The sequence below is a fragment of the Cecembia lonarensis LW9 genome (assembly GCF_000298295.1).
Classification (GTDB): Bacteria; Bacteroidota; Bacteroidia; order Cytophagales; family Cyclobacteriaceae; genus Cecembia; species Cecembia lonarensis.
The window spans coordinates 1-16982 of the sequence record NZ_AMGM01000055.1 but is presented as its reverse complement, the minus strand read 5'-3'; the positions used below and the strand labels follow the sequence as shown (position 1 = coordinate 16982).

General features: G+C 40.2%; 14 protein-coding genes and 1 pseudogene. 12 read left to right on the top strand and 3 right to left on the bottom strand.

What is annotated here, in order from left to right:
* Window positions 1–427 precede the first annotated feature (427 nt).
* From pnuC to B879_RS14895, 7 genes are all read left to right on the top strand, one after another.
* Entirely contained in the window at window positions 428–1051 is a 624-nt protein-coding gene (gene pnuC / locus B879_RS14925) for a nicotinamide riboside transporter PnuC (protein WP_009186035.1), read from the top strand.
* Complete coding sequence (locus tag B879_RS14920; RefSeq protein WP_009186034.1) at window positions 1044–1568, top strand: AAA family ATPase; 525 nt, start codon at window positions 1044–1046, stop codon at window positions 1566–1568. Before pnuC ends, B879_RS14920 begins: the two co-directional genes overlap by 8 nt.
* Window positions 1569–1746: 178 nt before the next feature.
* Window positions 1747–2811 carry a fatty acid desaturase family protein gene (locus B879_RS14915; RefSeq protein WP_009186033.1) on the top strand — a complete coding sequence of 355 codons (1065 nt, stop codon included), beginning with the start codon at window positions 1747–1749 and terminating at the stop codon, window positions 2809–2811.
* Between the two features lie 130 nt (window positions 2812–2941).
* The gene (locus B879_RS14910) at window positions 2942–3433 is read left to right on the top strand and encodes a hypothetical protein (protein WP_040400837.1); all 492 of its coding nucleotides are present in this window, start codon (window positions 2942–2944) and stop codon (window positions 3431–3433) included.
* Window positions 3434–3486: 53 nt separating this feature from the next.
* The gene (locus tag B879_RS14905; RefSeq protein ID WP_009186031.1) at window positions 3487–5412 is read left to right on the top strand and encodes a CHU_0125 family OmpA-like outer membrane integrity protein; all 1926 of its coding nucleotides are present in this window, start codon (window positions 3487–3489) and stop codon (window positions 5410–5412) included.
* 179 nt (window positions 5413–5591) lie between these two features.
* Window positions 5592–6377, top strand: coding sequence for a DUF3050 domain-containing protein (locus tag B879_RS14900; RefSeq protein ID WP_009186030.1), 786 nt, complete (start codon window positions 5592–5594; stop codon window positions 6375–6377).
* A gap of 112 nt (window positions 6378–6489) precedes the next feature.
* Window positions 6490–7668 carry a methionine adenosyltransferase gene (locus B879_RS14895; protein ID WP_009186029.1) on the top strand — a complete coding sequence of 393 codons (1179 nt, stop codon included), beginning with the start codon at window positions 6490–6492 and terminating at the stop codon, window positions 7666–7668.
* A gap of 34 nt (window positions 7669–7702) precedes the next feature.
* On the opposite strand, the gene B879_RS14890 is transcribed toward B879_RS14895, so the two are convergent.
* The 3 genes from B879_RS14890 to B879_RS14880 all read right to left on the bottom strand — a co-directional run bounded on the left by B879_RS14890 (window position 7703) and on the right by B879_RS14880 (window position 11765).
* The gene (locus B879_RS14890) at window positions 7703–9022 is read right to left on the bottom strand and encodes a VOC family protein (protein WP_238542146.1); all 1320 of its coding nucleotides are present in this window, start codon (window positions 9020–9022) and stop codon (window positions 7703–7705) included.
* 117 nt (window positions 9023–9139) lie between these two features.
* Window positions 9140–10198: a GNAT family N-acetyltransferase gene (locus tag B879_RS14885; protein ID WP_009186026.1), complete on the bottom strand. Its 1059-nt coding sequence runs from the start codon at window positions 10196–10198 to the stop codon at window positions 9140–9142.
* Between the two features lie 142 nt (window positions 10199–10340).
* Window positions 10341–11765 carry a DASH family cryptochrome gene (locus tag B879_RS14880; protein ID WP_009186025.1) on the bottom strand — a complete coding sequence of 475 codons (1425 nt, stop codon included), beginning with the start codon at window positions 11763–11765 and terminating at the stop codon, window positions 10341–10343.
* Between the two features lie 95 nt (window positions 11766–11860).
* Between B879_RS14880 and B879_RS14875 the strand changes: the two genes are divergently transcribed.
* The 5 genes and pseudogenes from B879_RS14875 to B879_RS14855 all read left to right on the top strand — a co-directional run.
* Entirely contained in the window at window positions 11861–12424 is a 564-nt protein-coding gene (locus B879_RS14875; RefSeq protein WP_009186024.1) for a hypothetical protein, read from the top strand.
* A gap of 54 nt (window positions 12425–12478) precedes the next feature.
* Window positions 12479–13435, top strand: coding sequence for a polysaccharide deacetylase family protein (locus tag B879_RS14870; protein WP_009186023.1), 957 nt, complete (start codon window positions 12479–12481; stop codon window positions 13433–13435).
* A 10-nt stretch (window positions 13436–13445) separates the two neighbouring features.
* Window positions 13446–14036, top strand: a complete 591-nt coding sequence (locus B879_RS14865; RefSeq protein WP_009186022.1) for a hypothetical protein — start codon at window positions 13446–13448, stop codon at window positions 14034–14036.
* A gap of 64 nt (window positions 14037–14100) precedes the next feature.
* Window positions 14101–16506, top strand: a complete 2406-nt coding sequence (locus B879_RS14860) for an alpha-L-rhamnosidase-related protein (RefSeq protein ID WP_040400836.1) — start codon at window positions 14101–14103, stop codon at window positions 16504–16506.
* A gap of 100 nt (window positions 16507–16606) precedes the next feature.
* Window positions 16607–16982 (top strand): annotated as a pseudogene (locus tag B879_RS14855) (hypothetical protein); the annotation flags it as partial.

Below are 16982 nucleotides of genomic sequence, written 5' to 3'. Positions count from 1 at the left end.
TATTGAAAGCTTTATAAAACGCTTCTAGCTATCTGCTTTCCGTGCTTGTAAATATGAGGTTATAAACACCCAAGCAAATAAGCCCTGAAGGGGCAAATAATAATATTAGGGTATATCAAACCCTATGAAGGGATAATGGTCATATGTATTCCAGTGATACAGCACCCATATGATGTTTGAGATTATCATTATCGAGAAAAAGAGGTGAATGAATTTGATCAAGTTCTTCATAAAAATTTTTTTCCAAATTAAGGAAAAAGGCTTTTTTAGTCAAATCTTTCCAATAATAACAGTCCAGTCAACTTAGAAGAGGAGGAGGATTTTGTGAAAGTTTACAAAGTTAAATTAGGAGGTTAATTTCTCTTTGATCCATAATGCTCTTCAAAAAATTTCCTTGATTTTCGTTTTTTCTCCTTTAATTCGCCCTATGGACTTACAATGGGTTTGGGATGGCATTAAGGAAGGCGTAGCTGAAATGAGTTGGTTGGAAGCTGTGGCGGTGTTTTTTGGTATTGCCTCAGTTTTTTATTCTATCAAAAAGAACATACTGGTCTTTCCCACAGGCATGATTTCCACTTTGATCTATGTGTATATCTGTCTAAAATATAAATTGTATGCTGATATGGGCATCAATGCCTATTATTTTTCCATGTCCATTTATGGTTGGTACCTTTGGAGCAGACCAAGCAATGGAAAAGCAGCGTTGCCCGTTACCTGGCTGAATAAAAAAGGCCTTTTCTCCTCAATAGCACTCTTTTTTGGTTCTTATGCGGCTTTGTATTTTGTCTTGGCCAATTTTACAGATTCAGACGTGCCTTATTGGGACTCTTTTACCACGGCTTCTGCCTTTGTAGGTATGTGGTTAATGGCCAAAAAGAAAGTGGAAAACTGGATTGCCTGGATCATAACCGATATCGTCTCTATACCATTATATTACTATAAGGGCTTGATGCTTACTTCATTTCAGTTTCTCTTCTTTACTGTATTGGCAACCATTGGTTTGATGGAATGGATTAAAGCAGCTAAGTCAAAACCGGAAGTTTATGCTTAAAAAAGTAGTGGTTATTGGTCCTGAGTCCACAGGGAAAAGCACGCTAAGTGAAGCTTTGGCATCGCATTTTTCCTGTCCTTGGGTGCCCGAGTTTGCAAGGCCTTACATCGATGCATTGGAGAGGCCCTATCATTATGAAGACTTGCTTCAAATTGCTAAAGGGCAGGTTCAACTGGAAGAAATGAAATCAGCGAATGCTCATAGTTTGCTGATCTGTGATACTGATCTGCATGTGATTCAGGTTTGGTCCCAGCATAAATATGGAAAAGTTGATGATTGGATCCTGGAGCAGATCAAATCGAGAACTTATGACCTTTACCTTTTGACAGACATAGATATTCCTTGGCAGGAAGACCCCCAACGGGAATACCCTGAACCTGGGATGAGGCAGTATTTTTTTAATATCTTTCATCGTTTGGTCGCTTCAAAAGGAATTCCCTATGAAAAGATCTCGGGCACATTATCGCAAAGGATGGAAAGGGCCATTGAAGTCATTGAAAAAAATATTGGCATTTAAGTTGGCATGCAGATTTAATTAGTTCCTAAAACTTGTTAAAATCGGACATTATTTAATTTTATTTTGTAAAAATTGAAAAATTCATGGATATTTTAGCGTACATTTAGCTGATGAATGTCGGACAATCGCCCTTGTTTGTTTTTCATTCCCTTATTTGATTATCCATTAATTACAATTTATGCGTCCGCCAAGATTCAACGCCGCATCTTCTTTTCACGCAGACCTGAAAGGAAGAATCAAAAACTACTTCACCGAAAAAAATCTTAAAACTACCGGAAATTTCTCCCTCTACTTCAAAGCCATTGCTATGGTTTTGGCATTTATTGGAGTATATATCCATTTGGTTTTCTTTACGCCATTTTGGCCCTTTGCTATTCTCGAAGCCATTATTCTAGGAGGCTTAACTGCTGGTATAGGCTTCAATGTCATGCATGATGGTGCCCACGGAAGTTTTAGCCGCAAAGGCTGGGTCAATGAACTCGCTGGTATTTCTATCAACTTTCTTGGTGCGAATGTATACATGTGGAAAACCAAGCACAATGTTGCCCACCACTCCTTTACAAACGTGGATGACCATGACGATGACCTGAATGCAGGGGCATTTTTAAGGCTAGGCCCAGCACAAAAACGTTACAAAATCCATCGCTTTCAGCATAGGTATTTTCTTTTAATTTATTCCATACTTTACTTTTATTGGGTCTTCTTTACTGACTACAAGAAATATGTCACTCAAAAGGTGGCCGCAACTCCCATTAAAAAAATGGCCCTTAGCGACCATGTTTCATTTTGGGGCTTTAAGTTGGTACATCTGTTTTTGTTTATTGCCTTGCCCATTTACATGGTAGGATTTCTGCCCTGGCTTTTGGGTTTCCTGATCTTTGGTTTAGCAACGGGAATCATCATGAGTGTGGTTTTCCAGTTGGCACATGTCTTGGAGGAGACCTCTTTTCCTTTACCCGATAGCCTGACCAACAAACTGGAGGACGATTGGGCTATCCATCAATTAAAAACTACTGCGAATTTTGCGACTAAGAATAAGCTGCTTTCCTGGTTAATAGGTGGTCTGAACTTTCAGATTGAGCACCATCTTTTTCCTAATATATCCCACATTCATTATCCGGCCATATCGGAAATAATCAAACAGACTTGTAGGGAATATGGCATTCCCTATATCGAGCATCCAAAAATGAGATATGCTTTTGCATCCCATGTAAAACACCTAAGAGAACTTGGTAGAAATTAAGGGAAATAAATAGAGAGCTTTGGAGCCACACCTTGCAAATTTTTGTAGGTGTGGCTTCTTCTTTTTAGGCCTTTCCCTTTGAACCAAAATTCGATCAAAACCATTATTTTTGAAATCAGTATAAATAAATATGTATAAACCATTTGATCAAATGCCTGATGATTCCCGTATCTGGGTATATAAGGCCGACAGGAGATTCAATAATTCTGAACTTGTATTCGTTAAAGAAAAACTGGAACAGTTCTGTGAGCAATGGAATACACATGGCTCCCTCATGCCCACTTCATTTGACATTCGTTTTGATCAGGTAATCATACTTGCTGTGGATGAAAGCCGATTGGGGGCATCCGGCTGCTCGATTGATTCTTCGGTACGTGCCCTTAAGGGTATAGAGCAGGAGCTGGGTATTAACTTGCTGGATCAAGGCAAAGTGGGTTTTATGAATGAAGGTAGCAAGCTGGAAGTCAGTCAGGCATTGGGCATCAAGTCTAAAGTAGAGGAAGGCATCCTACAAGCTGATACCATCGTATTAAATCCTGTGGTTCAAAGAAAATCCGACCTTCAAAATAACTGGATGATCAGTGCCAAGAAGAGTTGGCTGAACAAATTCTTTATGAATTAATTATCATAAAGTCCTATATTTATCAAAATTGACAAAATCTTTCGTTGAGCTCCATGAAGCATTCTACTGTACTATGGATAATGATAGTCTTGGTATTGGGCTCCTGTACCAGCCTTTTTCAAAAAGGGCAAAACCAATTTCAGGCAGGAGAGTACCAATTGGCCATCAATACTTTTTCCAGAATACTGGAAGAGGATCCTGATAATAAGGAAGCAAATTTTTACATGGCAGAAAGTTTTAGGCTGACCAACCGGGTGGAAAATTCAGAAGTATTTTATGCCAAACTTTTAGAAGATGAGGAGACATTCGAATCTTATTACCGGCTTGGACAAAGCTTAAAATCTAAAGGAAAGTATGAGGAGGCTGCAGAAGCGTTTGAAAAAGCCAAGGCGGTTACCCTGGATGATACCTATCAAAGGTGGGCAGATAAAGAGGTCAAAGACCTGGAAAATATAGATGCCATTGAAAATTACTTTCCTTACATGGAAGTAGAAAATTACAGGCTGTTGAATACCCCTGGAATAGAATACGGGACGGTTGTCAGTGAGGGATTTCTGTATTTTACCAGCTCCCGTCAGGGGAGTGGGATCTATCCTGCAACGGGAATGCCATATACCCAAATTTTTAGGACCAGGGTCGAGGGGGTCAATGTAGACGTCCAAGGAATTCAGCCAATGCCCGAATTCAGAAATGAAGCAGGACTCAATCAAGGGGCCATAGCCATCAGCCCGGATGGTAATTTGATTGTATATGCCAGAGGTAATTCAACCTACAGGAAGGATTTACCAGATGTGCAATTGTTTGCTTCCTACTTTCGTGGTGGGGGGTTTACCCAACCCATTTGGATGAATGTCAATGATGATGAATTTTTTTACAATACCACACCGGCATTCAGCCCGGACGGAAATGAGCTTTATTTCTCGTCAAACAGACCCAATGGACAAGGCGGCTTGGACCTTTATAGGGCGACCAAGTTGGCCAATGGGGATTTTGGCAATGCCGTAAATTTAGGTCCTCAGATCAATACGCCAGGTAACGAGATGTTTCCCTATGTGGCCCCTGATGGAAAATTGTATTTTGCATCTGACGGTCACCCTGGATTCGGAAAGTTGGACCTATATGTGGCAGAAAGAACAGATAAAGGTTGGGAGGTGAAGAACCTTGGACCCAATATCAATACGGTATCAGACGATTTTGCTATTTTCTTCACAAAATATCCCACGGAAGGCTTTTTATCTTCTAATAGAGAAGGTGGATTAGGTGATGATGACATTTATTTCTTTGTGGATAGGACACCCAAGCCAAAAATTGTCAATGTGTTTCTAAACGTAACCACTAAAGAAAGAAAAGATGATGGTACGGATGCAGTGCTTCCTCAAACCAGGGTGGTTTTATATGATTCGGAAAACAAAAATGTGGGCGGAGATTTCTCCAATACCAATGGTAGGCTAAGGTTTACTTTGGCTCCCGAACAAAACTTCTCTATGATTGCTTCCAAATCTGGCTATTTTTCAAAAAGTATCACATACGACACCCGTGGCAAAACGCCTAGACCTGAAGATTTGATACAGGATGTTACGAACATCACTTTGGATACGACCATCGTTCTGGAACCATTGATTCTTGAAAGGGCCATTGTATTGGAAAACATCTATTATGACTTGGATAAAGCTGATATCAGACCTGATGCTGCTTTGGAATTGGATAAGTTGGTTCAAATTTTGAAAGATAACCCAGGTATCCGTATAGAATTGAGCTCACATACCGATGCCAGGGCAAGTGATGCTTATAACGATGCGCTCTCCCAAAGAAGAGCTGAGTCTGCAGTGGCCTACATCGTATCCCAAGGAATAGATGCAAGTAGGTTAGTGGCTAGAGGATATGGTAAACGTCAATTGATCATTGAAAACGCACAGACGGAAGAAGAGCATCAGGTCAACAGGCGTACCGAATTTAAAGTCATAGAAATCACAAATTAAAGCTTATAGACGAAACTTGTAAGTATGATTAACTTACAAGTTTCGTCTTGAAATCTCCATTGAACTTTGTTTACATTTTTAGACTTTTGGTTATAATTTTGATAATTGACTTATCTTATTGTAGGTTACCTTGAACCAAATATTCACTTTCGTGTTTTTCTTTAAGAATTACCTGAATTATGCACCCAAATATTGAAAAATTAATGAGGGCCATTGAGCCTCACCGTAATGCTTTATTGCAGCACCCCATCTATCAGGACATGAAAAGCCTTGAGGATTTCAGGATTTTCATGGAACAACATGTATATGCCGTGTGGGACTTTATGACCTTATTAAAGGCTTTGCAGATTAAGCTTACCGGAATGAGCTTGCCTTGGAGACCGGCAGGAGAACCATTGGTAGCCAGATTGATCAATGATATTATTTTGGCAGAGGAAAGTGATGAAGATGGTCAAGGTGGTTATTGCAGTCATTTTGAATTGTATATCAGTGCCATGAAAGAAGCCGGAGCCAATACAGGAGAAATCTCCCATTTACTGGACTTGTTGGAAAGTGGTAATAGTTTTGAGGAAGCAATCGAGAAGCAGGTCATGTCTGATGCTATTAAATACTTTTTAACCATCAATTATCAGGTCGTGAAAGAGGGTAAGGCCCATGAAATTGCAGCTTCTTTTACCTTGGGAAGAGAAGACTTGATTCCCGATCTGTTCCGTCAGTTGGTCAATGATCTAATAAAGAGTAAACCAGGAGAATTGGAAACTTTGGAATATTATTTTGAAAGGCATATCCATCTTGATGAGGATCATCACGGCCCCTTAGCATTGAGGATGTTAGAGCATCTTTGTGGAGATGATACACAAAAGTGGTTGGAAACAGAAACAGCGGCTATCGCCGCTCTGGAAGCGAGGAAAACGCTTTGGGATAGCATTCATGAAAGCATCCGGAATAAATCAGTTTTATATTAGAAATTCTTACTCCCGCTTTCAAATGCGGGAGTTTTTTGTTAGCAAAGAATGCACGGCTGACAATGGATTTCAGACCAAATGTTCTTATTTTTAGACAAAGCATCAACCGCCTATGGATATTTTTATTCGGAATCTAACCAATTTTCCAATCCTTGATTTTGAGATGGTTGAAAGAAAAGGATTGGGCCATCCGGATACCATTTGTGATGAAATTGCCGAGGCAGTGTCTGTGGCCCTTTCCCAATATTATCTCGAACATTTTGGGACCATCTTGCATCATAATGTGGATAAAGCCCTTTTGGTGGGAGGATTATCCGCCCCAAAGTTTGGAGGAGGACAAATCAAACATCCCATGGAACTCATCATTGCTGGTAGGGCAACGCATTTGATAAAGGAGCATTTGGTGCCTATCGATGAGATTGCCATAAATACAGCCAAAGATTGGTTGAAGAAGCGTTTGAGGTATTTGGATGTAGAGAATACCGTCACCATCATTCCAAAAATCAGAAGTGGAAGTCAGGATTTGGTGGCACTTTTTGAGCGTTTTGGTATGGGGGAAGTTCCTTTTTCTAATGACACTTCTTTTGGAGTTGGCTTTTACCCCCTCTCCGCCTTAGAAAACCAAGTTTTGGCCATTGAAAAGCTGTTGCGCCATCCCGAAACGCAAAAAGCTTTTCCCTGTATCGGAGAGGATACTAAGGTAATGGGTGTACGGGAATATGATAAATTTTACTTTACGGTAGCCATTGCTATGGTCGATCAGTACATTCCCCATATCCAAGCTTATGTGGATCAAGTAGAGAAAATCAAAAATCATTTGGCTTCTCGTTTAAATTTAGAAGCTAGCCAGTTTTTTATCAATACAGCGGATGATTATACCAAAGAAAGCGTTTACCTCACCGTCACAGGTTGCAGTGCTGAAAATGGAGATGATGGACAAGTGGGCAGAGGCAACCGTATCAATGGCCTAATTACCCCTTACAGACCTATGAGTCTGGAGGCAACGGCGGGGAAAAATGCCATATCCCATGTGGGAAAAATTTACAACCTCTGGGCCAATGAGGTCTGCCGGGACCTCTGTAAAAATGGATTGGCAGGAGCTGCCGAAATTTTTATTGTATCCCAAATCGGAAAGCCAATCAATGAGCCTACCCTGCTCGATATCCGGATTCAGGATGCAGAAGCCTCCGAAGATGAAATCAAGTCCTTTGTGAGGGGTAAACTTCAGGAAATGCCCTTTATCTGGAAGCAAGTCTTGAGCGCAAAGCATCCCTTTGAACCCTTTTCCTAGGCGTATTGAATGCTAAGTTCCCTTTGTCGGTTACTTAATCCTTTTTTAAAATTTCAAGGATCCTTTCATTGTCGGGATGGTTAAGAAAGCGGTTGAATTCAAAATAATATTTTCCAGGATCTATCCCCACAAAGGCCTTATACCTGTCCCCTTTTCCAGTATACATCTCCTGTAAGATCGGAAAAGGTTGGTGGGTTTGGACGTAATTATACCATCCTTCCAAATCTTCTACCAAGAATGAAATACTGGTCCCCTTCTTTTCGGTAAAAGGGTGCATTCCACGTCTCCCATCAACAGGACCGATAAATCCTGTTTTTGAAACTTGGTAAACTTTTGCCCAACCTTGGTCAACAATCTGTTTCAATCCCATCTTTTCCTCTAAAAATTGTTCTGCTTCCTGCATATCTTCATAATAAAGCCAAAAGACGGTGCCATAAAAGCCTTCGTCTTTGGACCAACGGTCGGTTGCCCCACTTGTCGCATCATACCTAGGCAATAATGGCATCAGCTTTTCATTTTCCGGATGTTGCTTGAACATCTCAAACTCCAAGAGGTAACCTTCTGGGTCTATTGCCACAAATCCATCGTGTGCATTATTCTCCTTGGGCTTGTATTCATACTTAATGGGAATACCTTCCTTTTGGAGGTAGGCATACCATTCTGAAAGATGATTGGTGAGAAGGGCTATGGCGACAGTTTTTGGTTCATCGGCCTTGTGCCTTCCTAAATTGGCATCTACTAAGGTCAGCCAGGAGTCATCCGTAACTTTTACCGTAGCCGCAAAGCCATAATCCGAGATGATCTGTAGTCCCAAAGTCTCTTGATAAAATGCTTTGGCCCGATCCATGTCTTTGTAATAAAGAAAGATATTGATGCCTTGGATTCCAAAATCAATCAGGGTTCTGAAATCAGTTTGTTTCGCCATAAGCTTGTTGATATAGTGAGGTGGATAACCCAATAACCTGCCAAAAGCCCTTGCTTCTGCTTCTCCATTTTGTCCACCTCTTACAGTGTTTTTTAGGGTTCTATAAGCCCTTAAGGCTTTAGGCTTATGGAAAATTAGCACCTCCATTCCTTTTGCAATGTCGGTCGGGAAAAGCTGGGTTTGGATCAGCTCATTTTCACGAAATACCTCAACTCCCCTTTCCTGGGCGATCTCTTGAGCAGTTTCCCAAAGCGCGTCTACTTCTGCAGGGTTCATAGGTTCACTTAGCGCCAAGGGCTTGACATCTGCAGCTACCATTTCGGCAAAAGCTTTCATTTGTCCTATGTGGATAACTTGGTTTTTGTTACCTTGGCTACCGCAGGAAGCCAAGAAAAAGAGCAGCAACAGAACTACAAGTGCATTTTTCATGGGCATATCTTGATTTAGATCTTAGTATTGGATAAAAATAGGAATTTACCCTCCCTTTTGAAAATGAAATAATTGATCTGTACTTCTTCTGAAAGAATCCCGAGAATTTTTTGAATACTAGATGTAGTCAAAAGCAGCTGCATAAAGCGGTAATTTTTCTACATTTTCGATTTCTTCATCATTTAGGTTTTGGTAGGAGGCCATAATGATGACTTCTGAGTCTTTCACAAAATTGTGGATAAGTCCCAAATTTCCATAGGCTTGTATTTGTCTGTAATAGGGGCAGCGCTGATCCATCCAAATCAAAGCTGACCTTAAGTCTTCCTGTGCGAGAAGGTGTTCAAAAAGTTCATGAAGCTGTTTTTCCTTCCCCTTTTCCACATAGATGCCTTCAAAAGCCAGAAATTCAAATTGCTTTGGATTGAAAAGCCGATTGAGCAAAGGAACTTTCGGTAACACATTCAAGACGATTTTCCCAATGATTCCGGGCATACGGTTCACTACCCAATGGGCTTTATGGAACTGACAGCCTGCAATTATTTTTCCATTTTCCCTAAGCACATAATAATTGCTTTGATCAAATAGGTAGTCAAAATGTACCAAAGCATGGTTTTGATAGTGCTGTTTTAATATGTGGATAACTTCTATTTTTGTAGCCTCATCAGTGATTCTTTCAATCTTTTTGCTTTTTTTAGGAAAGTACCGACTGAACCCCAAGGTTTGGATGGTGGCAATGGGTTTGTAACCTGCTGCTTCGGTTACCCTGTAGGAACTTTTATTGCCTTTTTCGATAAAACCGACAAAGATGGTTTTTCGCTCTTCCTCATTTCTGATGGAGCGCATTACCTCGATGGCCAATTTTTTGACAACTCCCTTCCCTCGCACTTCTGGAGAGGAGGCAAAGTAGCGTGTATAATAGTAATTGAAGGGTTTGCCTTGTACTTCAACTTGTGGATTACAAAAAACAGCTGTGCCAAGAATTTTTCCTTCTTGTTCAATACTTAACAAATAGGGATTACTGATTACCTTGAAATGTTCGGCTGTATTTTTATGTTCATAAACTGCTCCTTCAGCGCCCCAGGAAATGCTGTCCAAAAAAGCTATTGCTTCCTGGGAAATACCTTGCTGTTTCCAGATGTCATAACCTTCAATTTGGATGAGTAAGCTTCTTTCCATGCTTAAATATAGGCAAGAATTGAAGTCACTTTACTTTATGAACTGCCTGAGTTAGAAAAAAATTCTAATGAATGTAAAAAATCCAAAATTTTTTAAATGTGGAGGACTAGGCTTTTCGAGATTCTGGAAGTTGGAAGTATAACTATATCCATGCTTTGTACCTCACTAGGGGATGTGGATAAGTTGAGCCAAGCACGACTTTATAGTTCTTTAATTGGGATGTGGATAACTCGAAAGGTTGATGGATATCAAAACCTGGAATTTCAGCCAATTCTTGAATCCAATGTCTGATATAATCTCCTTTTCGGTCATAATTTTGTGCTTGCCTCATGATGTTGAAGTAGCGGTTTTCCCTTGGGTCATTGCCTACCCCTGCCACATACATCCAATTGCCCCAGTTGCTACATACATCATAATCTATCAACTGACTTTCAAAATACATGGCACCCCATCTCCAATCTATACCAAGGTCATTGACCAAAAAAGAGGCTACGTTTTGTCGGCCCCTGTTGGACATAAAACCGGTTTCATTCAGTTCACGCATATTAGCATCTATAAAAGGTATGCCGGTTTCTCCATTAGCCCATCTCCAAAAATAATTTTCATTCCTGCTCCACTTATCCACATTGTTTTTAATGCCTCCTAATTGAAAAACCTTCTCGCCGTGCTTTTTGCAAATAAAGCGGAAGTAATCTCTCCAGATTAATTCGAAAATTAACCAGTAGGTGGATTGGTTTTTCTTTCTTTCCTTTTCGTAGCGTTTTACTTCTTCATAGATGAATCTAGGGCTTAAGCATCCCATTGAAAGCCAAGCTGAAAATTTGCTGCTATAATCCGAGCCAAGTAAACCATTTCGAGTTTCCTTGTATACTTTAAGTAGGTCTTTTTCCCAAAAATAGGCCTGAAGTCTCCTGATTCCTTCCGTCTCACCTCCTTTGAACACCAACACAGAACGGGAAGAATGATCAGGTTCCTTCAGACCAAATGTGGATAACTCAGGCATTTCACCCAAGTCATTTAAGTTATTTGGAAATTTAATTTGCTTCGGTGTGGGCAATGTAGGTTGCACCTTAGCAAACTTTTCACATTCCTTTCGGAATTGAGTGAATACTTCAGGGGTCTGCATGACCGGAAAAGGTAAATCTTGAATGTTGTAAAGACTGCTTTGCCAGTATGCGGTGGTCTTAATCCCATGCTTCCATGCATGCCCCTCCAAATTAAGTTCTACTTTTTTTTCTTCGGAAGTAACTTCCTCTGAAAAAAAGATTGCATCAACTTGGTATTTTTTGGCTATATCTACCAGTAATTCTTCTGGTTTACCTTGTAGTATAACTAAGTCTCCTCCCAGATTTACAAGGTTATTTTTCAGGTTATCCACAGATTCTATGAGAAACCTTGCCCTGTGATTACCCGTTTTGTCGATTTCCAGATTTACCTTTCCAAAGTTTCTTGGATCAAAGCAATAAACAGGAATAACCTCTTCCGCTTTTTGAGACGCGTAAAATAAGGGTGCATGATCATGCACCCTTAAGTCATTCCTAAACCAAACTATAACTCTTTTAAACATCATGCATTTTTTCAACAGCTTGTTAAATAAAAGTGTTTGTGGAATCCATGGATTTGTGCTTTATTACTTTCTGTAAAAATCAAACAAATAATAAAATGAGGTATCTTTCCTTTATTGCTGTCTTTTTTCTGAGTATTTCCCTGTTTGCACAAGAAGCACCTTCCAACCAGATTTTCTGGAAAACCCTACAATTGCATTGTGGAAAAGCTTATGAAGGTGAAATTATGACACCCTCTGAAAATGATCCTTTCATAGGTAAGCGCTTGGTTATGCATGTAGTCGGCTGCGGAGAGGACTTTATCCACATCCCTTTTTTTGTAGGGGATGACAAGTCTAGGACTTGGGTCTTAACCATGCAAGATGGATTGATAAAACTGAAGCATGATCATAGACATGAGGATGGCTCTGAGGATGAAATTACCCAGTATGGGGGAATAGCATCCAATACAGGTATGGCAAGCATCCAATATTTTCCAGCTGATCAAGAAACTGCTGACCTAATTCCTTATGCTGCCAATAACGTTTGGTGGATTACAGTTGATGATGTGTCGTTTACCTACAACCTCAGAAGAATTGGCTCGGATAGGTATTTCTCTGTAAAGTTTGATATGACAAAGGAGGTAGATAGCCCAGGGCCAGCTTGGGGTTGGGAGAATTAAATATTGATCACGGAGATCCACCATTTAAAATCTTAAAATAAAAGCTCTAGAGCCATGAAAAAGTTAGCTACATTTATTCTTGCAATTATCTGTTTTCAAGTCTATTCCCAGGACAAAACCTTGGCGGAAAGATTGGGCTATAGCAAATCCGACAGGCTATTGATTATCCATGCTGATGATTTAGGCATGGCCCATTCAGAAAACGCAGCTACTATAGCAGCTATAAAAAATGGCGTTGTGAACTCCACAAGCATCATGATGCCTTGTGCTTGGTCTACCGAGGCAGGGGAAATGGTAAAGGATATGCCTGACTTGGACATAGGGGTTCATATTACCCTCACCAATGAGTGGCATACCTACAAATATGCCCCGATCGCTTCCAAATCAGAAGTGCCAGGGCTTGTGGGTCCGGATGGTTTTATGTATAAAGATTGTGCCGCTGTGGCACAAAATGCTAGTCCTGAAGAAGTTGAAAAAGAGATGCGCGCCCAAATAGAAGCTGCCATCAAAATTGGTATCAAGCCCACCCATTTGGATTCCCATATGGGCTGTGTTTTTTATGGAAGACCAGAGTATGTGCTTTCCTATTTAAAATTGGCTGAGGAATATGGCATTCCTGCCATGATGAATAAACAAATTGTAGATGCAGTCATTAGGCCTAATGCAGCCCTTTTTAAGGATATAGATGTGGATAAGTTGATTTTAATTGATGAAGTGGCCATTGCTAACCCAGAAGCCTATGATGAAATGGGTATGGAAGCTTTTTATACAAATGTATTGAATAATCTAGAGCCAGGAATAACTGTTTTGCTGAATCATATTGCCTATGATGATGCGGAAATGCGTGCGATCACCACTAGGTTTACCCATTGGCATGCAGCATGGAGACAAGCAGACTTTGATTTTTTTACCGGGCAGAAAGCCAGAGATTTGTTAAAAAATAACAATATCCAATTGATTACTTGGAAAGAAATTGGAAAATTGATTGACAAAGACTTAATATTGCCCTAAAATAATTGATATGAAAACAGCTAAACTTCCGCTGATAGTTGCATTTCTTCTTTCGTTGATTTCTATATCTTCTTGTTCTGAAGATTGTCAAGATGGTCTTTTTGAAATCAGGGATGTAAGTCTTGAACCAAGAAGGTGGTTTCCCGGTGAAGGTGTAGACGAGACCGAACCTTGGGACAATGCGGATCAGTTTCCCATAGTTGTTCTAAAAATGGAAATCAAAATGGATAAATTTTTTAGAACGCTGCCCGTTTTTGAAGGCAATTGTTTTCCAAAGTATCTTATTGATAAAAAAGTTAGAGACGTCAAAGTATTCAGTAATCAGTCTTTTGGGGAAATTGGTCCTCTTCAGGATTTGTCTAGTATTGTCCTTTTCAGTCCAAGAGCTGGCACACCTTTCGGTCAATTTATTGAAAAGCGTGAATGGTTGGATTTTTATGTCAATGAATCCAACTTTACAAGAACTTACTTCGTTTTTAACAGAAATCCTGAATTGCAGGCCTTGCATTCTATTTTTATGGTCTTTGAATTTGAAGACGGATCAAGTATACAAACTGAACGTGTTGATGTGTTGTTAACTCCTGCTGTTATAAGGCAATAAATGGCCCATGCATGCTGCCCATTTAAAATCAGGAGAGTATTTCAAACTTACCTAATTAATTGGGATGATGAAACTGTGGTTAAGCTTATATCTGTTTTTAATTGGTGGATTGTTTTCTTGTCAACAAGAGCCCGGTGATCGTTCCCTTTCAGCTATTTTGGATGATATGGAAAAATTAGTGGGAAGGGAAGCGTATCTGGAATCCCCTTTTTTTACACCAGGTGATAGAGTCTACATGGTGGGTCATCAAGATGGCACATTCCCGGAATTAGGTTGGCATGTGGAAGGTGAAATGGGTGGCATCTGGAATCACCCCATCAAATTGATGGATGGTTTTACGGCAGCCATTCAATTAGAAGATCAATTTTACTGTTTGAATAGGGCCGATGCTTTTATAAATTATCCCATTGCCAACAAGCATATTTTCAGAAATGCCGTCCCAGGCTTGGAAGTTGAGCGCTTTCAATTTGCGCCGGATGGTCAACAAGGACTCATCATTGAGTTTGCTATTAAAAATGTGGATAAGTCACCAAAAACCATCCAATTTGAGTTTACCGGTCACACTGATTTGATGCCTGTCTGGTTGGGAGAAAGAGCAAATATGATTGACCATGCAGACATGATGGAATTTGACGCTTCTAGAAAAGCTTGGCGTGGAAAGGATGCCGGCAACGACTGGTTTGTGCTGTTTGGAGCTGACCGGGAACCTGTAGACTATCTGCAAGATAGCTCATCTTTCTGCAATTACCAGCCAAAGGGCTTAGGGGCAACAGGCCAATTGGTTTATTCGCTGGTTTTAGGGGCTGATGATATTCAAATCCTTCGTTTTTATGTAGCTGGTTCATACAGTGACCAAACTGATGCTGAAACTACCTATGACAGATTGTACAAGGATGCGGCAACTTTTTTATTGGATAAAAAAAGGCATTATGAAAAAATAGGTGCAATAGCCAAATTGAGTATTGAAGATGAAGCATTACAGCGTGCTTTTGAATGGGTGAAATACAATACAGAATGGTTGGTGAGGGATGTTCCTGAAATTGGTAGGGGACTTGGAGCAGGAATGCCGGATTACCCTTGGTGGTTTGGCGTGGACAATGAATATACCTTGAAAGGGGCGATCGCAACAGGGAGAAAAGATTTGGTATATGAGACCATCGCCCTGATTCACAAACTTTCTGAAAGTAACGGTAATGGCAGAATAATTCACGAAGTTAGTACCAACGGAGTAGTATTCAATCCAGGTAATATCAACGAAACCCCACAGTTTGCCTCTCTGATTTGGTGGGTATTCCAATGGACTGGGGATAAGGAATTTTTGGCGAAGTATTACCCTATGATCAAGAAGGGTTTGCAATGGTTGATGGAAGAAAATGACCTGGATGGAAATCTTTTTCCGGACGGGTATGGTATGATGGAGATTCATGGCTTGGAATCAGAAATGATTGATGTAGCGGTATATACGCAAAAGGCCTTTGCAGATGCTGCACAGATGGCCAAAATCATGGGGGAATCTGAACAGGTTGAAAGTTATCAACATATTGCAGATGCATTGAGGATTAAAATTAATGAAGAGTTTTGGGTGGAGGAGTTCAATTCTTATGCTGACTTTATTGGTACGACTGCAGAAGCCTTGTCTTTGATCAATGCGGCCATCATCCGGGCAGATACTTTAAACAAACCTTGGGCGGTGCAAGAATTGGAGCAAACCAAGAAAAGAGTTTCTAATTACCCTAAAAACCAAAAGCAAGGCTTTGTGGTTTTCCATAACTGGGTGGTGAATACGCCTATGGAGGTGGGTATAGCCGACCTAGATAAGGCAATATTGGCCTTGGATAAGGCCAGTAAGTTTGTCAATCCATTCGGTGTGTTTGTTACCGGTATTGACAGAGATGAATCAGCCGAAATGGAAGATGGTTCTTTTTCAGGAAGCAAGGTTTTCTCCTACACTGGAGCAGTGATGACCCTTCCCACAGGAGTTCAGGCTATAGCTGAAAACAATTATGGCCGCCCAGATCAGGCTTTGGATTATTTAAAAAGAATGACCAAGTCTTTTGGTTTTGCACTTCCCGGATCTATTTATGAAGTTTCACCTGATTATGGGATGATGACCCAAGCTTGGAACCTTTATGCTTATGCTGTGCCTATGGTGACGCAGTTTTTTGGGGTTAAGCCAGAAGCCCATTTGAAATTAATAAAGATCAAACCACAGTTCCCAAGTGATTGGAATAGAGCCAAACTTGAGCAAATAGTTATTGCCGATAATGTACTGGATATTTCATTGGATAAAACAACCGATCGGGTGGTTATCGACATTACGCAAAAAAAAGATTGGACGCTTGAATTTGAGATGGATTTCAGGCCATTCCGGAAAATTGTACTAAATGGTGCTGATGTTCAAAGGGCTACAGATTGGAATTTGCCATTGAAATTAGAGGGGAAGCACAATAAATTGGAGTTTTTTAACTGATTTTATTAAAAAAGCTTATAAGAGTTATAAGAGGTTTGAATGTTTTGTGGAATTAAGCCTATTTTTGCCATCTAAATATGATTGTGATAGCAATTTACGCATGAACTGGCGCCAAAAATACTTCCCGATTTTGAACTTGTCCTTTTGGGATCAAATTATTGAGATTCTTTCATTCGCAGCCCTTGTTTTGTTATGGGTCATGACTTATCATTTTCAGCACTTAGGGGCAGAAATGGTGCCGGAGAATTATGACTTTTTTCAAAACCCCAGCGAGTATTGGGCCAGCAAAATGACTTATACCCTCCCTATCGTGGCGACCATCTTATATTTGGGACTGACTATCTATAATACCAAGACTTATTATGTGAACCTAATGATAGTGGATAGCGAAGAAAAAGCAGAAAAATTGAGAAAAATTAATCAAAAGTTCTACCGCTGGGTGAAGCTTATGGTGATTCTCATTTTCATTTTTATCG